Consider the following 21041-nt stretch of genomic DNA (forward strand, 5'->3'; position numbering starts at 1 on the left):
CCGTCAAGCACGCTGCAGGACGTCGCTCATGGCTCGCAGGGTCGCCCGTGCCACCGGCAGCCCCGGTACGTTGAGGTGCCCGTGGGGCGCGCCAGCCACGACGTCCTCGACGACGTCCACACCGCTCGCGCGCAGGTCAGCGACGAGCCGCTCCCCCGACGGCAGCAGGTCGTCGTACTCGCACAGCGAGACGAACGTGGTCGGCAGACCGTCCAGACGGCCGAGGCCGGGGAACGCGTACGGCGTCGTCGCCGGGTGCGGGCCCAGGTAGTTGCGGTTGAGGAAGAAGGTCGACTCGGCGGTGAACCGCAGCACACGCGGCAGGTCGGCCATCCGCGCCACCTGCTCCGGGGACCCTGTCGGCACCGGGTCGTGGACCACCGGGTAGGCCAGCAGGACGGCGCTCGCGGGCCGGCCCTCGTCCCGGAGGCGTTGCGCGACACCGAGCGCCAGGTTCGCCCCGGCGCTCGCTCCCCCGATCGCCCACGGCGCACCCGACGGCAGCAGGGCGGACGTCGTCGAGGCCCAGACGAACGCCGCGTGCACGTCGTCGTGCGGCACGGGGAAATGGACACCGCCGTTGCAGAGGCGGTAGTCGACGGACACCACGGTCGCCCCCGAGAGGTGCGCGAGCTCGCGCGCCACGACGTCGGCCTCCGGCATGTCCAGGTGCCCGCCGACGAACGCGCCGCCGTGCATCCAGACCAGGCCCCGGGCCTCGGGCGCGCGGTCGACGGGCCGGTAGACCCGCACCGGCACCGGGCCGTGGGGTCCGGGAGCCTCGTGCTCCTCGACGAGCGCGTCGGGCGGCCGGTAGCCGCCGACCGGCGCGAAGAACTTCTCGAACCGCGCGATGTCCTCGGGCGAGGGTGGGGCGGCACCCATGTCCGGCATGTCGTCGATCAGCGCGAGCCGGGCGGCCAGCTCGGCGACGAGCGTCATCAGGCGTCCACTCCGTTGGCGCGGGCGATCGCTGCGTACACGCCGGCGCTCGGCTTCGCGGTGCGGACGAACGTCTCGCGGTCGACGGAGTACAGGCCGAGCTGCCCCTCGTAGCCGAAGATCCACTCGAAGTTGTCCATGAACGTCCAGTGCATGTACCCGAGGACCGGCACGCCGTCCTCGATCGCGTCGAGCAGGCCGACGAGGGAGGGTGCGATGAACGGTGCCCGGAGCGTGTCGTCGTCGGTGGACATGCCGTGCTCGGTGACCAGCACCGGGACGCCGGCGACCTCGTACGCGTAACGCACGGCCCCGGCGAGCGACAGTGGCTCGACGGCCGATCCCATGTGGTTGGTGGGGGTGCCCTCGGGCAGCGGCGCCGGACCGTTCGCGTCGTAGGCCACCTGCTCGTAGTTCTGCACCCCCACGAAGTCGTCCTCGCGGGCGAGCTCGAGCCAGCGCGTGTAGACCTCGGCGCGCTTGCGGTCGCGCACGGAGGCGTCCTCCCCCACGACGACGTCGTCGACGATCGCCAGACTCATCCCCACCGGCAGGTCGGGGCGGACGGCCTTGATGGCGGCGCGCGCCGCCCGGTGGCCCGCGGTCATGCCGTCGGCCATCTCGTCCATCTCCTCGGGCAGCATCACGTTGCCCAGCCGGTAGCGCTCGACGCCGGCGGCCGCACTTGCCGCCTCGAGCGTGGCGCGCTCGAGATCGGTGATGAACTTCGGCAGCCCGATCCAGGTCAGGAGCCGCGCGAGATTCGGCTCGTTCATGGTCAGAGCGAACGCGATGCGGTCGCCGAATGCCTCCATCACGCGTCCGCAGTACCGCGCGAACAGGTCCGGTGCCTCCGGGTTCAGCCAGCCGCCGCCGGCGGCGAACCAGTGCGGGGACGTGAAGTGGTTGAACGTGACGACGGGCGCGAGCCCGCGCTCGAGGCAGCGGTCGACGATCGCCTCGTAGTGCGCCAGGGCGTCGTCGTCGAACTCGCCGTCGACGGGCTCGATCCGCGCCCACTCCACCGAGAACCGGTAGGCGTTGAGGCCCATGCCGGCCGCGAGGTCGACGTCCTCGCGCCACAGCTCGTAGCCGTTGCACGCCTTGCCCGACCGGTCGCGGAAGACGGTCGGGGTGACGTTCTCGGCGAACCACGTGTCGCTCGTCGTGTTGTCGCCCTCGTTCTGGTGGCCGGCGGTGGCCACCCCCCAGACGAAGCCCTCCGGGAACTCGCGCGTGGTCATGTGGTTCTCCTCGTGTCGGACGGGTATCGATCGGTGCTGGTGGACTCGGGGTGTCGGAGCAGGCGCAGGAGGAGCGGTCCGGCGACCGCGCTGACCGTGACGACGGCGGCGAGCGACCAGGGTGAGCCGCCCGCGCCGGCGAGCGGTGCCGCGATCGCGCCGACGGTGAACTGGCAGATGCCCAGCACCCCGGAGGCCGAACCGGAGCGGTCGGCCGCCGCGGCCATGCCCAACGTCGTGGCGGCCGGGATCACCAGGCCGAGGCTGGCCACGGCGAGGAACAGGCCGCCCATGACGAGCGGGAGGCTGTGCAGCCCGACGCCCACGACCAGGACCGCCGCGCCGGTACCGGACGTCATGTGACCGGTGGAGAGCAGACGGCCCGAGCCCGTGCGGCTCACCAGGTGCCGGCTCAGGTTGGACGCCACGAAGATGCCGACCGCGTTCAGGGCGAAGACCAGGCCGTACTGCTGGGGGGTCAGCCCGAACGCGTCCTGCAGGACGAACGACGAGGCTCCGATGTAGCCGAACAGGATGCCGCCGAACGCGGCGGTCGCCGCCAGGTACGCCAGGAACGTCCTGATCCGCAGCACGGAGCCGAGCCCGGCGACCACCGCGCCGAGGTGCGGTGCGACCCGGCGCTCGGCGGGCAGCGTCTCGGGCAGGACCCGCCAGCTGACCGCGGTGAGCAGGGCGGCGACCACCGCGAGCATGACGAACATGCCCCGCCAGCTCATGACGTGGGCCAGCAGACCGCCCGCGACGGGTGCGACGACCGGCGCGATCGCCGTCACGGCGCTCAGTGTGGCGAACGCCCGGCCCGCGGTCGCGCCCGGGTACGCGTCCGCGACGACGGCCCGCGTGACGACGATGCAGGCCGCCGTCGCCAGACCCGCGAGCACACGAAGGCCCAGCAGCACGCCGATCGACGGCGCCAGCGCGGCCAGCACGTGCGCCACCGCGTACCCGATGCCGCCCAGCAGCAGGGGCGGGCGGCGGCCGACGGCGTCGCTGAGCGGCCCGATGACCACCTGACCGACGGCGATGCCGATCAACACCGCCGACACCGTCGCGGCCGCCGCGGCGCTCGTCGTGCCCAGGTCCGTCCCGAGCTGCGGCAGCACCGGGAGGTAGACGTCCGTGGTGAAGACGACGAGCGAGGTGAAGGCGGCCAGCAGCGGGACGAGGTACCGCGGGACCGTCGTCGGGGCGGTCACGGTGTGCCGCCCGAGCGGTCGAGCAGCTCGACGAGGTTGCCCTCGGGGTCCGCGACGAACGCCATGCGGACGCCGGGCTCGGGCGACGGCTGGGGCGGCACGACCGAGCGCGCACCGAGCGAGAGCAGGCGGTCGAACGTCGCGTCGAGGCCGGCCACGTCGAACGCGACGTGCCCGAACCCCTCGGTCAGCACCGCCTCGGCCGGGTTCGTGGCCCGCAGGCCGGGGTTCGACCCCGCGCGGTGCAGGAGCTCCAGGCGGTCGCCGTGGGTCGGGTGGACCAGCATGACGATGTCGAGGCCGACGGCGTCGACGCGTGCCACGAGCTCGGTCACGTAGCCGAACGCCGACGAGTACCAGGTCGCCGCTGCGTCCAGGTCGGCGACGTTGAGCCCGACGTGGTCGAGGCGATCAGGCATGGACGTTCAGTCCCGCGCGGTCGGCCGTCAGGTACGACGCGATGCGGCCCGTGGGGTCGCGCTCGGCCCGGACGGCCTCGAGCCGGGCGTAGTGCCCGGGCGCGAGGAACCGGTCCTGGCGTCGCGTGAAGTCCGTGTCGCCGAGGTAGACGCCGACGCCGCCGTCACGGGCGATCGCGGCGGTCTGCTCGTGCACCCGGGTCTGGTAGCGCTCGTCGTCGGCCTCGTCCCGGTAGACGAGGTAGGTGGCGACGTAGACGTTGCCCTCGACCGAGAACGCCATGTCGGGCAGCGGGCGGGTCGGGGCCCAGCCGTACCAGATGGAGAACGAGTGCTCGGTGTCGAGCCCGCGCCAGATGTCCAGCAGCAGCGGTGCGAGCACGTCGGCGGACGCGTCGGTCCAGGCGCAGTCCACCGCGTACCGGTGGTCCTCCGGGTTCTGGCCGGTCTGCGCGACGCTCTCCTGCGCGACCGACGTCGGGCCGGTGACGTGACCGAGCTCGCGGCCGAGCACGGGGCAGTCGCCGAGGGCGCCGAGCAGCGTGAGCGCCTCGTCGTCGGAGTCGGCCATGCAGGTCGTGTGCAGCAGCAGCAGCGTGCCGCCCGGGTGCTCGATGCCGTCGTACAGCGGCACGTCGGTCAGCCGGGTCGCGGCCATCACGGGCTCGACCCGGCGGTCGAGGTGAGGCAGCACGCGGTGCAGCCAGTGGACGACCGCCTCCGCGTCGTCGAGCCGGAACGTCCAGGTGTCCTGCCACATCACGGGTGGCTCGGCGTACGTCTGCAGGTGGAACCGGGTGACGATGCCCGGGAAGCCCGGACCTGCACCACGCGCGGCCCAGTAGAGGTCCGCGTTCTGGGTCGCGTCGGCCCGGACCAACGCCCCGTCGGCGGTCACGACGTCGACCGCGACGACGCTCTCGCACGCCCAGCCGCGAGCGCGCCCGTTCCACCCCTGGCCGCCCTGAAGCAGGAAGCCGCCGATCCCCACCGTCGCGCAGTGGCCGACGGGGAACGCCCGACCCCGATCGGCGAGGAACGGCGCCAGCTCGAGCGCGCCCGTCGTCGCCGGCCCCGCGGCGACGATGCCCGTCGCCTCGTCGTACTCGATCGAGCGCAGGGCGCCCAGGTCGATCAGCAGCGCGTCGTCGCGCACGCTCCACGCGGCCCACGAGTGCCCGCCCGAGCGGATGCTGATCCCCCAGCCGCGCTCGACCGCCAGGCGAGCTCCGGCGACCACGTCGTCCGCGTCGACCGCGTCGAGCACGGCCGCCGGGAAGCGGTCGGGACGGCGAGCGTTGAACACCCGGCCGACGCGCGCCTCCTCGTAGCCGTCGTCGCCCCGCAGGACGAGCCGGCCTTTCATCCGACCACCGCCGCGCCGCCGTCGACCGGGATGTTCGCCCCTGACACGTGCGACGACTCGTCGCTGGCCAGGAACAGCACGGCGTTCGCGACGTCCTCGGGCTGCCCCCACTTGCGCAGCGGGACGCGCGACAGGATCTTCTCTGCCGGGCCGTCCGGGGCGTGCAGGAACCCGCTGGTCTGCGGGGTCTCGGTCATCGCCGGGCTGACGGCGTTCACGCGGATGCCGAGCGGGCCGCCCTCGACCACCAGGTTCGACGTCAGTGCGAGCACCCCGCCCTTGGCGGCACCGTGCGCGTTCTGCGGCTCGAACCACGCACCTCGCGACCCGGTGATGGAGCCGATGTTGACGATCGACCCGCCGCCCCGCGCCACCAGGTGCGGCCAGGCCGCGCGCGTCACCAGGAACACGATGTCCAGCTCGTTGCGGATCGTGAACGACCAGTCGGCGTAGGAGAGCTGGTCGATCGCCCCGAACCGGATCGCCGAGGCGTTGTTCACCAGCACGTCGACGCCGCCGGACAGGGCGACGGCCTGGTCGACCCACGCCTGGGCGCCCGCCTCGGTGGCCAGGTCGACGGGCGCGACCGCGTCCATCCGCCCCCCGGCCGCCCGCACGAGCTCGACAGTCTCCTGCGAGGGCCCGGGGTTCAGGTCGCACCCCACCACGTGTGCGCCCTCGCGGGCGCACACCAGCGCCGTGGCCCGGCCGATCCCGCCACCGGTGCCGGTGACGAGGACGACCCGGCCCGCGAGCCGTCCCGTCATCCCGCGTGCCGATCCCCGGAGGCCTCCTCCAGCGCGCCACCGCCGAAGTTCTTGTCATGGTCGAGGGTCATCCGCAGGATCGGGTAGGTGATCTCGCGCATCTGCTCCTCGTAGGTGCCGATCGCCTCGACCAGCTCGGCCTCGCCGCGCGCGACGCGGTCGAGCTGGTCGACCAGGAGCGCCGCGTCGTTGAGCGCGAGGTTGGCGCCCATGCCCAGCGTCGGGAGCATGCCGTGGGCGGCGTCGCCGACGATGGTGACGCGCGACGAGGCCCAGTCGTCGGCCGGCTCGAGGAACCCGAACGGGATCGCGAACATCGACTCCAGCTCGACGCCGGCGACGATCGCACGGGCCGCGGGGTGCCAGCCCTCGAGGGCGGCGAGCATCGACTCGCGCAGGTCGACGGCGGTCTGGTCGGTCCACTCGGCGACGGGCGGGACGACCGTGCCCTCGCTGAGGCTGCAGCTGACCATGATGTAGCCGGCGACAGGGTCGAGGACCACGTCAGGTGCCAGGTCAGCTGCGGCCTCGTCGGCCGCGCGGCGCGGGCGGAAGTTGGCGATGAGCAGCCGGGAGCCCTTGCGGTCCACGGCCATGAGGACGCCCTGGTCGAGGATGTCGGGCATCAGCGCGTCGAGCTCGGGTGTGATGGGCGTGCGGCCGTACACCCCGATGCCCCGGATGCCGGTGGGGATGACGGGGACCTGGGGCAGGAGCTGCGTCCGCACGGCGGACCGGATGCCGTCGGCGCCGACGAGCACGTCGCCGCGGGCGGTGCTGCCGTCGGCGAGCGTCGCGGTGACCCCGTCGGCGTCCTCGACGAACGAGACGACGGGCGAGCCGGTGTGCATCGCGGGCCCGAGGCGCGCCGACAGCACCTGCCGGAGCGTGCGGCGGTGGACGCCGGTGTGCGGCACCGGCCCGTCGTTGGGCGGGCCCATGTGCTCCCGCGAGCTGAGCTCGTTCAGCTGGTCGTCGAGCACGATCGACTGGTGCCGGTCGTAGTTCTGGCGGGACGTCTGCTGGTAGAGCGCGAACAGGTCGTCGGGGAGGCAGCGGCGCAGCGCCTCGCCGCCGATCGCGTTGAAGTGCAGGTAGTAGCCCTGCTTGCGGTCGAGGTCGGCGTCGCGCTCGAACACCTCGACCGTGTGGCCGGACTTGAGCAGTCCTTGTGCGGTGGCCAGGCCGGCGAGGCCTCCACCGGCGATCAGGACATGCAACGGTCGAGGATCGGTCACGGCAGCACTCCCTTGTGCGGACTTCGTTCTGCGGCAGCTTCGTTCGAGCAACACTCTCGTTGTGTGAAAGTGACTTTCGTGAATAGCGTATAGCGCGATCGGGCAGGACGCCAGCGTCAGCCGCGGATCGGTCGTCGACGCTCGCGACCGTCCCAACCCTCCGCCAGCGCGGCGAGCCGGCCGTGCATCCCGAGGATCGGCGCGCCGGACCGGTGCACCTCGACGGGGTGCGGGAACAGCGGTCCCCCGTCGTGCCAGGCGACCGCGACGGCCCCGGACGACGCCGTGTGGATCAGCGGGCATCCCAGCTCCTCCAGGCGCGCAGACTCCGTCGCGAGGTCCTCCACCACCCAGCTCACGTGCCCGAGGCCCGGCCTGCCCAGCCGGTAGGCGTCCGCGAGCCACGGGTCGACCGTGTGCACCACCGCGAGCTCGATCACGACGGGACCCCAGGCCGCGAACGCCGCGGTGTGGTCCAAGTACGACGGGTCCTCGATCCGGGAGCCGTCGGCGAGCGTGAAGTCGTCGAACGCGACATGCTCGTCGACGAGGAACGGCCCGACGCCGAGCGTGCGGATCGCCCGGTCGATCCCTTCGTCGAGGTCGTCGACCCAGTAGCCCAGGTGGTGAAGCGGTCGCACGGCCGTCCTCATTCTGTGGAAGTGATGTTCTGAGAGTGAGAGTATGGGCTCATGAAGCTCACGCACCTCGGCCACGCCTGCCTGCTCGTCGAGACGCCCGGCGCTCGGCTCCTCATCGACCCCGGTGTGCTGTCCGACTTCGCCCACGTGCGTGACCTGGACGCCGTCCTGGTCACGCACCAGCATGCCGACCACGTCGACGTCGCCCGCCTCGGCGCGCTGCTGCAGGCCAACCCCGGTGCGGTCCTCGTCGTCGATGCCGACACCCGGCCGGCGGTCGACGGGCTCGCCGCCACCGTCGTCGTCGCGACGCCCGGCGACCGCCTCACGTTCGGCGGAAGCACCGTCGACGTGCTCGGCGACCTCCACGCGGCCGTGTACGCCGACGTGCCGGGCTGCACCAACGCGGCGTACCTGGTCGACGACGGCGCCCTGCTGCACCCCGGCGACTCGTTCGTGCTCCCCGGGCGCGAGGTCGACGTGCTCGCCGTCGCCATCGACGGTCCGTGGCTCAAGCTCGCGGAGGCCGTCGAGTACGTGCGGGCGGTCGGCCCGCGGGTCGCGGTGCCGATCCACGAGGGCGAGACGACCGACCCCGCCAAGTACGCCGGGATGCTCGCCGCGTTCAGCCCCGAGGGCGTCGTGCGTCGGCTGGTCAGCGGTGAGGCCACGGCGCTGTAGCACGGTGCTCGCCCGGGCCGACCTGCGTGCGCGTCCCGTCGGGCAGCACGATCTCGGCGGACGTGCCGGGCGGGACCTGGACGTCGAGCACGAAGCCGTCGTCGCCGATCCGCCACGCGACCTCGATCGACCCGAACGGGCTGACGTGGCGGAACGCGGCCCAGGTCAGGCCGCCACCGGGCAGCGGCGCGACACGGAACGTCCGGTAGCCCGGCGCGGTCGGCTGCAGACCCGCGACGTGGCGGTGCAGGAACGACGCCACCGCGCCCTTGCTGTAGTGGTTGAGCGACCCGTGCGCCTCCCCCTCGGCGTCCACGCCGCCCCAGTGCTCCCAGACAGTGGTCGCGCCGCGGTCGAGCATGGTGAGCCACGACGGCTCGGTGTCCTGCAGGAGCAGTGCGTACGCGGCGTCGACGTGGCCCGCCTCGGCCATCGTGGGCAGCAGGAGCCCGGTCGACAGGAACCCCGTGCTCAGGTGTCCGCCGGCCTCGGCGACCAGCTCGACGAGCCGCGCGGCGACGGCGTCACGGCTCTCGGGCGGCACCAGGTCGAAGGCGAGCGCGCGCACGTGGGACGCCTGCGTCTGGACCAGTAGCGTCCCGTCGTCGGCCACGAACTCCGCCCGCCAGGCCTCGCGCGCGCCGTCGGCGACCCGGCGGTAGCGTGCGACGTCCTCGCCGAGGAGCTCACCGATCCGCACGAGCGTGGCGGCCGAGCGGTGCAGGTAGGCGGTGGCTACCTCGGACTTGTCGGCGCCGACGAACGCGCGGAAGTCGCCGACCTCGACGCCAGGCTCGAGCCACTCGCCCCAGTGGAAGCCCGTGTCCCAGAGGAACTCCTCGTTCGGGGCCGCGCGTCCTGTGCGGCCGGCGTGTCGTCCCTGCGCGGCGCCGCGGATCGCGAACTCGAGCCATCGGGTGGCCGCCGGCCACGACTCGCGCAGCAGCGACAGGTCTCCGTAGGCCTGGTAGAGGTCCCACGGCGCCGCGACGACCACGTCCCCCCAGCCCGCCGAGCCGTTCAGGAACGCCAGCGGACCGTCGAACCCCTCGGCCGGTGGGCACGGCGACATGTTGGCGACGCACCCGTCGTCGCGCTGGTCGAGCGCCACGTCGCGCAGCCACTTCCGGCTGAACCCGAGCACGTCGAACAGGGCCGCCGCGGTCGGGGCGAAGACCTGCCAGTCGCCGGTCCAGCCGGCGCGCTCGCGCTGCGGGCAGTCGGTGGGGATGTCGCAGACGTTCCCCCGCAGCGACCAGACGACGGCGTCGTGCAGGCGCTCGACGCGTTCGTCGCTGCAGGCGAACCAGCCGGTCCGCCGTAGGTCGGTGTGCACGACGACCCCGGTCACGTCGTCCGGCCCGAGCACGCCGGGATGGCCATCGATCCGTGCGTACCGGAACCCGTGCGTGGTGAACCGCGGCTCGAAGACGTCCCCGGGCACGCCGGCCGACGTGACCACGTCCACCTGCCCCAGGGGCAGCGGCTCGGGAAGCATCGGCAGGTCCACGCCGAGGTGCCCGGTGGTCAGGTCGCCATCGGGACCGAGGTGCTCGCCGTGGCGCAGCACGAGCGTGGTGCCCGACGGACCCAGGTCCCGCACCCGCAGCCACCCGTTGATGTTCTGCCCGAGGTCCACGAGCGATGCCCCGTCGGGCAACCGGGTCACGGCGACCGGGCGGAGGTCCTCGACGCGACGCACCGGGGGCGCGACCGACCGGACGACCGCGACGTCGACGTCACGCGCGACCGCCGGGGCCCACCCCGAGGCGTCGAGCAGCCTGCGGTCCTCACGCTGGCCGCCGATCAGGTCGGCGGCGAGCACGTGCGAGGACGCGGTGACCCAGTGCGGACCCGTCGCCGCAAGCGTGGTCCAGCCGTCGTCCGCGCGCGCGTCGAGCTGCAGGCGCAGCGCCACCTCGGTGCCGAACTGGTCGGCGGCTCGCGGAGCACCCACCTGCCCGCGGTACCAGCCGTCGGCGAGCAGCACCTGCACCACGTTCGGACCCGGGCGCAAGTGCCCCGTGACGTCGTACCACTGGCGCTGGACCCGTCGCGCGTACTGCGTGTACCCGGGCGCGAGCTCGACGTCGCCGACGCGTTCGCCGTTGAGGAACACCTCGTAGAGCCCGAGCGCGGTGACGTGCAGGTACGTGTCGGTCACCGTCCCGACGTCGACCTCGGACCGCAGCCAGTACGCGGGCCGCCTCCCCGGCGGAGGTCGCACCGGTTCGTGCACGCCGATCCAGGCCGCCGACCAGTCGTCCTCGCCCAGCAGGCCGCTCTCCAGCAGGACCGGGTCGCTCCAGGCGCTCTCGCCCAGGTCGGTCCGGACCGTCACGCGCGCCCGGCACGTGCGGCGGGCGCGGTCGAAGACCGGCACCTCGACGAACGACTGCCGGTCGGAAGCGGTCCAGCCGGAGTCGTAGCCGTCGTCCGTGACGACGCGGTAGGCCGACTGCCGGGTCGCCCCGTCCGGGAGCCACCACGAGACCGCGGGCCGTTCGCCGTGCCCGAACGCGTCGCCTCCGACGACGTCCGTGCGGACGGCCCGCGGTGCCCCGAGCACGTCAGACGAACATCGAGGCTCGCGCCCCGGTGATCCACCCGACGAGCTGGTCGTTGTCGGTCTGCGCCGTCGGCAGGTCGGCCACCAGCTGGCCGCGGTTGAGCACGGCGATCCGGTCGCACACCGCTGTGGCCAGCGGCAGGTTGTGCGTCACCAGGACGATCGCGATCCCCTGGTCGGCCATGCGCCGGATCAGCGCCTGGACCTGCTGCGTCTGCTCGTAGCCGAGCGCCGCCGTGGGCTCGTCGAGGAGCAGGACACCGTTCCGCTCGCCCGTCACGCGCGTCGCGCTGCGGGCGAGGGCGACGACCTGCCGTTGCCCTCCCGAGAGCATCTCGACGGGCCGGGTCATCGCCGCCGTACGGACGCCGAGCCGCTCGAGCTCCGCCTCCGACCGCTTGCGCTGGGCCTTGTGGTCGACGAAGCCGATCTTGCCCAGCAGGCCCTTGCGCAGGATCTCGCGGCCGATGTTGAGGTTCGTGGCGATGTCCAGCGGCTCCACGAGCGCGAGGTCCTGGTAGACCATCTGGATCCCGGCGTTCGTGGCGTCGCTCGGGGCGTGGAACTCGACCTCGGTGCCGTGCACGCGCACGACGCCGGCGGAGGGCCGGTGCGCCCCGGACATGATCTTCAGCAGGGTCGACTTGCCCGCGCCGTTGTCGCCGAGCAGTCCGACGACCTCTCCCTGCTCGACCCGGAAGTCGATCGAGTTGAGGGCGCGGACGTAGCCGTAGTGCATGTCGACGCCCGAGAGCTCGAGGGCTGCGGTCATCGTCATCACCTCGTTCCGGTGTGGACGGACGCCTGCGCGGTCGTCATGAGCCGCCGCGAGACGGAGATCGAGATCCAGCGCTCCAGTGCGAGCGAGCCGAGCAGCAGGAGACCCGTGACGCCGGTCGCGTAGTACGGCTGGACGCCCTTGATGGTCAGGCCGTTGGAGATCGTCGCCAGGATGAGGGCGCCGACGAGCACGCGGGGCAGGCTGCCCCGGCCACCGACGAGCGAGACTCCGGCCAGCGCTACGGCGGTCAGGGCCGTGAAGATGATTCCCGGGCTGGCGGACGGGCTGGCCTCGGTCACCGTCGCGGCCGTGACGAGCCCGCCGAGCGCCGCGCACCCGCTGCTGATCACGAACGCGAGGACGCGGTACCGGTTGCTGTGGATGCCCGATCGGCGCACGGCCTCGGCGCTGCCGCCCACGGCCATGAGCCGGATGCCGTCCCGGGTCTTGGTCAGGAACACGGTGCCGACGAGGAACAGCACCGCGACGATCCACACCGGAGCCGGGACGCCGAGGTAGCGCCGGGTGCCCATGAAGTCGAGGGCCTCGAGGCCCGGGATCGTGTAGCCACCCGCGATGATCGCCGCGATGGCAGAGGTCACCGACAGCATGGCGATCGTGACGATGATCGGGTTGAAGCCGCGCAGCGAGATCAGCCCGTTGAGCAGGCCGATCAAGGCCCCGACCAGCAGCCCCGTGACGAGTGCGAGCCAGACAGGCAGACCGTTGATGATCATCCAGCCGGTCAGGCAGCTCGACAGAGCCGCGACGCCCGGGATGGACAGGTCGAGCGCCCCGCAGATGATCCCGACGGCTACACCGGCCGCGAAGATCGCGCTGATCGCCGCCGCGTTGGCTATCAGGATGGCGTTGTTGACGCTCGCGAAGTAGGGGTTGGCCCAGACGCTGAACACGATGATCAGCAGCCCCCACAGCACGAAGATGCCTCGGTCACGCAGGAAGATCAGGCCGCGCACTCCGGCGCTGTCTCCCACGGGGGCGGCACCGGTAGGGCCGGGGGCGGGCGTCGTCGGCTCCACGGGCCCGGTGGCCCCCGTCGTGTCGGGGGCCACCTTTCCGTGCGCCTCAGCAGGAAGGCTCATGGTCATGTCATTTCCTCGAACGTGGTCGGTCAGCTGTCCTTCGTGATGACCTTCTGCGGCACCGTGAGGATCGGGCCCTCAGCGGTCGGGTCCGCCTGCATCTTCACGAGCGTGTCGAACGACTGCGTCATGTCGTCGCCGAACTGCAGCGCGACGGAGGCGAAGATCGTTCCGTCCTTGACCAGGGCGAGCACCTCGTCGTTGCCGCCGAACTCGGCGATGCACGGGAGGTCCCGACCGGCGGCCTTGAACGCGCCGATCGCGCCGAGCGCGCCCTCGTCGTTGGCGGCGGCGACCGCGTTGACGTCCGGCTTGCCCTGCAGGATGTTCCCGACGTCGGTCTGCGACGCGGCGCGGTCGCTGAGCGTCCAGTTCTGCACCACGGTCGCGCCGGGCGCGGCCTTCTTCAGGGCCGCCAGGAAGGCGTCGTCGGACTCCTTCTTGCCTGCCGTGCCCGGGGCCGACTCGCCGTAGATCACCTGGGCCTTGCCGCCCATCTTCTGCGTGATGCACTTGCCCAGCTGGTCGCCGAGCGCCGTGCCCCCGGCCGCGTAGTCGATCGTGTCGAACGAGATGCCGGCCTGCGGGCCGTCGAAGCCGTAGTCGGCGGGGACGCCGTTGATCAGCACCGGGATGCCCTTGCCCTGCGCCGACTTCAGCACGTCGGCCATCGACTTGGGGGCGATCGCGATGATCCACGCGGCGCCGGCGCGCCCGGACTCGAGCACCTCCGTGACCTGCTGGGCCTGCTTGGTCGGGTCGAGGCTCGGGTCCTGGACGACGACCTCCCAGCCCTGCGACTTGCCGTACCCGGTCACGCCCTCGGACAGCCCCTTCATGGCGGGGACCTGCAGTCCGATCGGCGAGAAGAGGAGCGTCTTCGGCAGCGTCGACGCGGCCGACGAGCTGCCGCCGGCCGGCTGGGACGACGACGGCGTGTCGGACCCGCCGCTGCAGGCCGCCAGGAGGAGCGCCGTCACACCCACGGCGAGTCCGGACAGGGTGCGCTTGTGGTGCCCACGGAACGTGCTCACGGGATCTCCTTTGATCTCTCGGGGCCGCCGCTTCACTTTCACATCGTGAAAGCGACTTTCCAATGTCCATACGGTATGCCTGCGGCACGCCGTTGTCTACGTTTCAGAGCGGTGTTACGAACCTGTGATCGGACGTCAGCCGGGCGGGTGAACGACCGGGCCGAACGCGGCGTAGGCCCGTGCGCGCTCGTCGATCTCGTCGCGGAGGCCCACGTGGCGCTGCGCGGTCTCGACGATCTCCGCATAGTGCGAGCGCTTCTCCTCCATCGAGATGACCGACGTCGTGAGATCGGTCCACTCGACGGTGGCGTCAGTGGTCAGGTGCCCCCGCGCCCCGCACGTCGCGCACTCGACGTCGCGACCGGACAGGACGACCATGTCGAGCTGGCACATCGGGCAGGTGCCCGGCGTCCCCAGGTACTCCGCATCCGGCCAGGCGCGGCCCAGCTGGCTCGCCACGTGGCCACCCAGCGACGCCGCGCGAGCCAGCGCCGCTTCGTCGAGCACGACCGACCGCGGGGTCCCCGCGCCCTCGACCACCATCTGGTCCACGACCTTGATGTGCATCGAGAAGGCGAGCGTGTGCATGACGGGCAGAGCGAGCGTCTTCCACTGGGAGGTCAGCGACCCACCGCACGCGATGAACGCACCGACCCGCGGCTTGAGCACCCGCTCGTCGACGCGGAACGGCACGGCGGGCTCCACGCCGGCGCGCCGGGCCTCGAGCAGGCCCGCCACGATCGCCGCATCGGCGTTGGGCCCGAGCAGCAGGTCGGCGAGGACCTTCAGGCGGCCGGGCACCGTGCGGCTGATGATCGGTGCGCTGACGACCCAGGCGTCGCACGCGACCAGCCGATCCCAGAACCAGTCGGCGTCCTGCGGCAGCCGGAGCTCCTCCAGCCGCACGAGCTCGACCGCGGCGCCCGCCTCCTGGGCGCTGCGCAGCGCCTCGATCAGCAGGATCTCGGCGCTCCCGCCCGGGACCCCGCACCCGAGCCCGAGCACCCGGCCGGTCATGACCACGAGCTCTCGAGCCCGTGGACGAGTGCGACCATCGCGTCGTGCAGCGGCGTCGGTACGCCCACGCGGGTGCCCTCCAGGGCGATGCCGCCGTTGAGCACGTCGACCTCCGTCCTTCGGTGGGCGAGCACGTCCTGCAGCATCGAGGGCTTGTGCCCGAACGCCTCGTCGATGGCCTCCTGGACGGACTCCGACGGCTCACGCAGCAGCACGATCCCCGCGGCGGCACAGACGTCGAGCGCCTCGGCGATCAGGGCGTCGACCTGCGGGCGCAGACCCGGATCGGTGCACACCTGGCCGACGGTCAGCCCGGTGAGGGCGGCGAGCGGGCTGGTCGCGGCGTTGAACACGACCTTGGTCCACTGCGGGCCGCGCGCGTCGGCCATCGCGTGGGTGCGCAGCCCGCCCCGGGTCAGCAGCTCGGCGAGCTGCGCGATCTCGTCCGACCGTGCGGGGCTGGGCTCGAACGGCCCGAACCACGAGTCGCCCGGGGCGTCGTAGCGCACGGTCCCCGGCGCCGTCACGGCTCCGGCCGTGATGATGCTGCCGCGCACGACCCTAGGAAGCGCCTCGGCCAGGACCTCCTCGTTGCCGATGCCGTTCTGCAGGCTCACCACCGCCGCGTCCGCGAGCGCCGCGCGGGCCGCCTGCACCGCGGGACGGGTGTGCAACGACTTCGTCGCGACCATCCCGAACTCGCACGTCGGCAGCTGCGCGGCATCCGTCACCGCGTGCACCGGGGCGACGAAGTCGGCGTTCCCCGTCACCCGCAGGCCGTCGCGGTCGATCGCCGCGACGTGCTCGGCCCACGGGTCCACCGCCCAGACCTCCACGTCCGGCACCCGCGCCAGGTGCGCGGCGTAGAGGCTGCCGATCGCACCGCAGCCCAGGACCGCGACGCGCACGCTCACGAGGCCGCCACCTCGGCTGCGATATCCGAACAGACCTCGGGGTCAGCGCCGCCGACCCCGAGCCCGCCGACGACCCGGCCGGCCACGACGAGCGGCACTCCCCCGGGAGCCGCCAGGAACGGCGACGGCGACAGGGCGCCGAGCGCGGCAGCACCGAAGGCGTTCGAGAGCTCGGCGCTGGCCATGCCGAACCGGGCCGCGGCCGACGCGGTCGCGAGCGCGACGTCCACGCCGCCGGCCACGCCGTCGTCCATCCGGTCCTGCTGCACGGGATCGCCACCCCGGTCCACGACCGCGACGGACACCCGCAGGCCGCGGGACCGTGCCAGGTCCATGACGGCGTCGCACAGGTCGACGGCCCACGCGAGCTCGACCTGCGCGCCCGCCGGGGGCGCGGGCTTCATCCCGAGGCTCGCCTCGGGCGTCACCACCAGGTCGCCGAACCGCGCCTCCCACCGCGCACGGTCGTCGCCGTGCTGACCGACGTAGCCGCCGCCGAGGGCATACGCGATGAGCAGGTCCTCGGGGTTGGCGGGCTCACCGTCCGCGCTGACCACCTCGGGGGCCACGCCGGTGGGCAGGAAGGGGCTCACGGTCGCGCCCGAGGCGGCGATACCGCCGACGACCACGCCGTCGAGCAGGACCGGCATGCCGCCGGCGCCCGGGAACACCGCCTCGGGTGACACGGCGACGAACCCGGTCGAGATCGGCACGGGCAGCACGGTCATCCGGTGCAGGTGCTCGGCGCTCGGGATCTGCTGGGTCGCCGAGATCCACGCCTTCGAGCGCGCCCGCGCCATGCCGCCCGGTCCGCCGTGGTCGAGACGCGACGCCGTGACCAGCGCGCCGCTTGCGCCGACGACGGCGATGCCGCCCCGCAGGCCGAGCTGCTCGGCCTTGTCGACGGCCCGCCGCACGAGGGCGCGGGCCTCGGCCAGCGGGAGGTCGCGCGGGTGGTCGCTCACGCGCCGACCATGTTGTAGCCACCGTCGGCGACCATGTAGGTCCCGGTGATGTGCGCGGCGTCGTCGGTGGCGAGGAACAGTGCGGCGCCCGCGACCTCGGCCGGTCCCGGGATGTGGCCCATCGGCGTCATCGCCCGCAGCTGGTCGCCGCGTCCCGACTGCCAGTCCTTGCGACCGAGGGTGGCCTCGGTCTCCATGAAGCCGGGGGCGAAGATGTTGACGCGCACCGTCGGGGCGAAGGCATGGGCGTACGACTTGGTGGCGCCCAGCAGGCCGTACTTCGCCGCCGCGTACTGGGGCGCCCGCGCGCTGCCGCGCACGATCACGGTCGACCCGATGTTGACGATGCTCCCGTGCCCCTGCTCGAGCATCCGCTGCCCGAACTCGTGGATGCACGCCATGGTGCCCTTGATGTCGACCGCCAGGACGTGGTCGATCGACTCCTCGGTGATGTCCCGCCACGACATCTGCTCGCGCGCGACGTCGCCCACATTGTTGATCAGCACGTCGACCTGGCCGAGCGCCTCGAACGCGGCGTCGGCCATCGCGGCGACCCTCGCCCACTCGACGATGTCCGCCTGCAGGAGGACCGCCTCGGCACCCTCGGCCCGGACACGGGCGGCGGTCGCCTCGGCGCCCGCGGCCGAGCTGCGGTAGTGGATGCCGACGGCGCGGGCACCCTCCTGGGCGGCGCGGACCGCGATCTCGGCACCGAAGCCGGTGCCGGCGCCCGTGACGACGACGGAGCGGCCCTCGAAGCGCCGCGGGACGGGGAGGGGAGCGAGTGGCACGGCGGTGTGTCCTTTGTTCTCGGTGCTGTCGGTCGGGGTGGCGGCTAGACGAGCGTTCGTCCGCCGTCGATGTAGAGGCACTGCCCGGTGATGAATTCGGCCCGCTCGGAGAGCAGGAAGGTCACAGCGTCGGCGACCTCGGCCGGCTTGCCGAGGCGACCCGCCGGGACGAGCGACTCGAGCGCCTCGCGGTGCCCGTCGCGCTCCAGGTACGTGCGGGTGAGGTCGGTCTCGACGTAGCCGGGTCCGACGGCGTTGACGGCGACGCCGTGCGGCGCCCACTCGCGGGCCATGACGCGCATCATCTGGTTGATGCCGCCCTTCGTCGCGGCGTACGGCGCGTGGTCGGCGTGGGCGAGCAGGGCCGACACGGACGAGACGAAGACGATGCGTCCGCCCCGGGCCGCAACCATCCGGCGTCCGACCTCCTGGCCGAGCCACCACGCCGTGGACAGGTTGAGCGTGAGGATCGACTGCCAGTCGTCGTCGTCGAGGTCCAGGACCGGGCGGCGGTCGTTGCGCCCGACGGCGTGCAGGAACAGCCGCGGCGTCCCGACGATCGACGTCGCCTGCGCCACGAGGGCGCGGCTTGCCTCGGCGGTCGAGACGTCCGCCTCGAGCGTGACCACCTCGACGCCTTCGTCCTTCGCGGCACGCGCGACCGACTCGAGCGCGGCCCCGTCCTTGTCCGCGACGACCACCTGCGCACCCTGGACCGCCAGGCTCAACGCGCTGGCGCCGCCGAGACCGCCTGCCCCCACGACGAGCGCGGGCCTACCCCCAAGACCGAGCCATTCCGCCATGGACCCCAATGTCCCTTCGCTGTCGCGTTTACTCTCACATCATGAAAGTCGCTTTCCAATAGACTAGGCTAGACCCCGCGAGCCTGTCCAGGGCGACGTAGGACGTTCCCCCTAGGCTGACGCCGAAGCCGGGACGAGAGCACGCGAACGAGCAGATGAGCCGACAACGCACGGAGGACATCGATGCCCCCCAAGACCAAGGTCGCCGACGACGCCGACCCGGCCGACGGCGGAACGACCGAGAAGCGCGAGTACCGCGTCGAGGCGCTGGCCAAGGGCCTGCGGATCCTGAGCCTGTTCGACGAGCAGCGGCCGTCCTGGCGCGTGACCGACCTCGCGACCGCGGCGGGCCTGCCCATGCCGACCGTCTACCGCGTCGTGCAGACGCTCGCGTCGGAGGGCTACCTCGACCACCTCCCCAACGGCGACTACCGCCCCGGGGTGCGCACGCTCACGCTCGGGTCGGCCGCGCTGCGCAGCCTCGACCTCGTGGGCGTCGCGACGCCGAAGCTCCAGCAGCTGGGCGAGAGCACGGGCGAGACCGTGAACCTCGCCGTGCTCACCGGCGACCACGTCCTGTACCTCGTGCGCCTGCGCAACTCCGACCTCGTGACCGCGAACATCCAGGTCGGGTCCACGCTGCCGGCCGTCACGACGTCCATCGGCAAGCTCCTGCTCGCCCACCTGGACGACGACGACCTGCGGTCCCGCATCACCCAGGAGTCGTTCCAGGCGCAGCACGGTCCGAACGCGAAGGTGTCGCTGGAGGAGCTCAGCACGGAGCTGGAGCAGATCCGGCAGCAGGGCTGGGCGATGCAGGACGAGGAGCTCGCCTACGGGCTGCGCTCGGTCGCGGGCCCGATCGAGGGAGCCGCCGGCCGCGTCGTGGCAGGCGTGAACCTGGCCGTCCAGGCGCGCGACTGGTCCACCCAGCGGATCGTCCGGGAGCTGCGGCCGACCCTGCTGGACACGTGCGCGGAGATCTCGGCGCTGCTGTCCGGCGGCCACGCGTGAGCAGGGCCCCTCGGCTGGTTCCCGCCGCCCTCGACGAGGCGCAACGGGCGGTCTACGACGCCGTCGCGGGTGGTCCCCGAGCGCAGGGGCCCGCGCTCTTCCGGCTGGTCGACCCCGCCGGCGCGCTCGAGGGACCGTTCAACGCGTTCCTGCTGCAGCCGGGGCTGGGGATGGCCCTGCAGGAGCTCGGCGCGGCCGTCCGCTACGGGACGACGTTCACCGACCGCGCCCGCGAGATCGCGATCCTCGTCGTCGCGGTGCACCACGACTCGGCGTTCGAGTGGTACGCGCACGAGGCCGTGGGCCGTCACGCCGGGCTCACGGACGCCGAGCTCGACGCGCTGCGCGCCGGCGACGTCGACTCCCTGCCGTACGTCGAACAGGTCGTCGCCCGCACCACGCGGCTGCTCCTGGAGTCCAGAGACCTCGACGACGACGCCTTCACCACGGCCGTCGACGCCCTCGGACTCCCCCAGGTCTTCGAGCTGCTGACCCTCGTCGGCTACTACGAGACGCTCGCGCTGCAGCTCCGGGTCCTGCGGGTCGCGGCTCCGGTCGACTGACGCCACGCTGGCTTGACATGCGCTCCGCCGCGTCGTCAGAATTGTGAAACTAACTTTCGTAGAGTGAAAGAGGGTCGAGCGATGAAGCTCGTGACGTTCAACGAGGGCCAGGTCGGCTACGTCGACGGGGACGAGGTCGTGGAGCTGGGCGTCGGCTCGATGCGGGAGTACTTCGAACGCGGTGGGGACGTCGACGAGACCGGCCAGCGGTTCGCTCTGGACGCGGTGCGTCTGCGGGCCCCGATCGTCCCGAAGAAGTTCTTCCACACGGCCGGCAACTTCGCCGCCCACCACGAGGAGCTCAAGGCCGTCAACTGGTCGCACCCCGTGCACAAGGGCATCGTGTTCTTCCAGAACGTCGACGCGATCATCGGCCCGGACGACGCCATCGTGTACCCCGAGGGCCTCACCCGTGAGCTCGACTACGAGCTCGAGCTCGGCGTCGTCATCGGCAAGAGCGGCAAGTTCTTCGGGCCCGATGAGGCCGAGGACTACATCGCCGGCTACCTCGTGTTCAACGACATCACCGCGCGCGACATCCAGCGGCGCGAGATGAAGTCGGGGGTCTTCTCGTTCTCCAAGGGCATCGACACGTTCTGCCCGATCGGCCCGTGGATCGTCACCAAGGACGAGGTCCCGGACCCGACCAACCTGCGCATGGAGCTGCGGGTCAACGGAGACGTCCGGCAACGGGGCAACATGTCGGACATGATCCTGTCGCTCCCCCACCTGGTCGCCTACCACTCGGCCCAGGGCTACAGCGCCGGCGACATCATCACCACGGGAACCATCTCCGGCGTCGCCGCGATCCAGCCGAACCCGTTCGACTTCTACCTGCAGCCGGGTGACCGGATCGAGGCCGAGATCGAGGGCGTGGGAGTCCTGCGCAACCAGGTGGTCCCGTGGAGCGCGGCGCACGACACCGAGCCGTACACGATCGACCTCTACTCCTCGCCCGTCGAGAGCTGACGC

Annotated in this window: 21 protein-coding genes; 4 read left to right on the plus strand and 17 right to left on the minus strand. The window is 72.3% G+C overall.

Features of this window, described 5'->3' with window-relative positions:
• Positions 1-3 precede the first annotated feature (3 nt).
• The 8 genes from ACPPVS_RS11420 to ACPPVS_RS11455 form a co-directional block, all read right to left on the minus strand.
• Entirely contained in the window at positions 4-942 is a 939-nt protein-coding gene (locus ACPPVS_RS11420) for an alpha/beta hydrolase (RefSeq protein WP_426592385.1), read from the minus strand.
• Positions 942-2186, minus strand: coding sequence for a glycoside hydrolase family 1 protein (locus tag ACPPVS_RS11425; protein ID WP_426592386.1), 1245 nt, complete (start codon positions 2184-2186; stop codon positions 942-944). The genes ACPPVS_RS11420 and ACPPVS_RS11425 overlap by 1 nt, the downstream gene beginning before the upstream one ends.
• Positions 2183-3403, minus strand: a complete 1221-nt coding sequence (locus tag ACPPVS_RS11430; protein ID WP_426592387.1) for a multidrug effflux MFS transporter — start codon at positions 3401-3403, stop codon at positions 2183-2185. The genes ACPPVS_RS11425 and ACPPVS_RS11430 overlap by 4 nt, the downstream gene beginning before the upstream one ends.
• Complete coding sequence (locus tag ACPPVS_RS11435; protein ID WP_426592388.1) at positions 3400-3822, minus strand: VOC family protein; 423 nt, start codon at positions 3820-3822, stop codon at positions 3400-3402. The genes ACPPVS_RS11430 and ACPPVS_RS11435 overlap by 4 nt, the downstream gene beginning before the upstream one ends.
• Positions 3815-5188 (minus strand): FAD-binding protein, encoded by a 1374-nt coding sequence (locus tag ACPPVS_RS11440; RefSeq protein ID WP_426592389.1) that lies wholly within the window; start codon positions 5186-5188, stop codon positions 3815-3817. The genes ACPPVS_RS11435 and ACPPVS_RS11440 overlap by 8 nt, the downstream gene beginning before the upstream one ends.
• The gene (locus ACPPVS_RS11445) at positions 5185-5955 is read right to left on the minus strand and encodes an SDR family NAD(P)-dependent oxidoreductase (protein WP_426592390.1); all 771 of its coding nucleotides are present in this window, start codon (positions 5953-5955) and stop codon (positions 5185-5187) included. The genes ACPPVS_RS11440 and ACPPVS_RS11445 overlap by 4 nt, the downstream gene beginning before the upstream one ends.
• Positions 5952-7193, minus strand: a complete 1242-nt coding sequence (locus tag ACPPVS_RS11450) for an FAD-dependent oxidoreductase (RefSeq protein ID WP_426592391.1) — start codon at positions 7191-7193, stop codon at positions 5952-5954. The genes ACPPVS_RS11445 and ACPPVS_RS11450 overlap by 4 nt, the downstream gene beginning before the upstream one ends.
• Positions 7194-7309: 116 nt before the next feature.
• Positions 7310-7834 (minus strand): VOC family protein, encoded by a 525-nt coding sequence (locus ACPPVS_RS11455; RefSeq protein ID WP_426592392.1) that lies wholly within the window; start codon positions 7832-7834, stop codon positions 7310-7312.
• Between the two features lie 51 nt (positions 7835-7885).
• Here ACPPVS_RS11455 and ACPPVS_RS11460 point away from each other — a divergent pair, with 51 nt between their 5' ends.
• Positions 7886-8515: an MBL fold metallo-hydrolase gene (locus ACPPVS_RS11460; RefSeq protein WP_426592393.1), complete on the plus strand. Its 630-nt coding sequence runs from the start codon at positions 7886-7888 to the stop codon at positions 8513-8515.
• Here the strand turns inward: ACPPVS_RS11460 and ACPPVS_RS11465 are convergent.
• From ACPPVS_RS11465 to ACPPVS_RS11505, 9 genes are all read right to left on the minus strand, one after another.
• The gene (locus ACPPVS_RS11465; RefSeq protein ID WP_426592394.1) at positions 8490-11084 is read right to left on the minus strand and encodes a family 78 glycoside hydrolase catalytic domain; all 2595 of its coding nucleotides are present in this window, start codon (positions 11082-11084) and stop codon (positions 8490-8492) included. The genes ACPPVS_RS11460 and ACPPVS_RS11465 overlap by 26 nt on opposite strands.
• A gap of 1 nt (position 11085) precedes the next feature.
• Complete coding sequence (locus ACPPVS_RS11470; protein ID WP_426592395.1) at positions 11086-11856, minus strand: ATP-binding cassette domain-containing protein; 771 nt, start codon at positions 11854-11856, stop codon at positions 11086-11088.
• 5 nt (positions 11857-11861) lie between these two features.
• On the minus strand, positions 11862-12968 hold the full coding sequence (locus tag ACPPVS_RS11475; RefSeq protein ID WP_426592396.1) for an ABC transporter permease: 1107 nt from the start codon (positions 12966-12968) through the stop codon (positions 11862-11864).
• A gap of 29 nt (positions 12969-12997) precedes the next feature.
• A complete protein-coding gene (locus tag ACPPVS_RS11480; RefSeq protein WP_426592397.1) occupies positions 12998-14002 on the minus strand; it encodes a sugar ABC transporter substrate-binding protein in 1005 nt (334 codons plus the stop codon).
• A 135-nt stretch (positions 14003-14137) separates the two neighbouring features.
• Positions 14138-15019: a flavodoxin family protein gene (locus tag ACPPVS_RS11485; RefSeq protein WP_426592398.1), complete on the minus strand. Its 882-nt coding sequence runs from the start codon at positions 15017-15019 to the stop codon at positions 14138-14140.
• The gene (locus tag ACPPVS_RS11490; protein ID WP_426592399.1) at positions 15016-15933 is read right to left on the minus strand and encodes a ketopantoate reductase family protein; all 918 of its coding nucleotides are present in this window, start codon (positions 15931-15933) and stop codon (positions 15016-15018) included. Before ACPPVS_RS11490 ends, ACPPVS_RS11485 begins: the two co-directional genes overlap by 4 nt.
• Positions 15930-16898: a heme-binding protein gene (locus tag ACPPVS_RS11495; RefSeq protein WP_426592400.1), complete on the minus strand. Its 969-nt coding sequence runs from the start codon at positions 16896-16898 to the stop codon at positions 15930-15932. Before ACPPVS_RS11495 ends, ACPPVS_RS11490 begins: the two co-directional genes overlap by 4 nt.
• Positions 16895-17689 (minus strand): SDR family NAD(P)-dependent oxidoreductase, encoded by a 795-nt coding sequence (locus ACPPVS_RS11500; RefSeq protein WP_426592401.1) that lies wholly within the window; start codon positions 17687-17689, stop codon positions 16895-16897. The genes ACPPVS_RS11495 and ACPPVS_RS11500 overlap by 4 nt, the downstream gene beginning before the upstream one ends.
• Before the next feature lie 44 nt (positions 17690-17733).
• Positions 17734-18450 carry an SDR family NAD(P)-dependent oxidoreductase gene (locus ACPPVS_RS11505; RefSeq protein ID WP_426592402.1) on the minus strand — a complete coding sequence of 239 codons (717 nt, stop codon included), beginning with the start codon at positions 18448-18450 and terminating at the stop codon, positions 17734-17736.
• A 225-nt stretch (positions 18451-18675) separates the two neighbouring features.
• Here ACPPVS_RS11505 and ACPPVS_RS11510 point away from each other — a divergent pair, with 225 nt between their 5' ends.
• From ACPPVS_RS11510 to ACPPVS_RS11520, 3 genes are all read left to right on the plus strand, one after another.
• Entirely contained in the window at positions 18676-19506 is an 831-nt protein-coding gene (locus tag ACPPVS_RS11510) for an IclR family transcriptional regulator (protein WP_426592403.1), read from the plus strand.
• Complete coding sequence (locus ACPPVS_RS11515) at positions 19503-20069, plus strand: carboxymuconolactone decarboxylase family protein (RefSeq protein WP_426592404.1); 567 nt, start codon at positions 19503-19505, stop codon at positions 20067-20069. Before ACPPVS_RS11510 ends, ACPPVS_RS11515 begins: the two co-directional genes overlap by 4 nt.
• Positions 20070-20150: 81 nt before the next feature.
• Positions 20151-21038 carry a fumarylacetoacetate hydrolase family protein gene (locus tag ACPPVS_RS11520; RefSeq protein ID WP_426592405.1) on the plus strand — a complete coding sequence of 296 codons (888 nt, stop codon included), beginning with the start codon at positions 20151-20153 and terminating at the stop codon, positions 21036-21038.
• Positions 21039-21041 lie beyond the last annotated feature (3 nt).

Source organism: Cellulomonas sp. McL0617 (assembly GCF_049994875.1).
GTDB lineage: Bacteria > Actinomycetota > Actinomycetes > Actinomycetales > Cellulomonadaceae > Cellulomonas.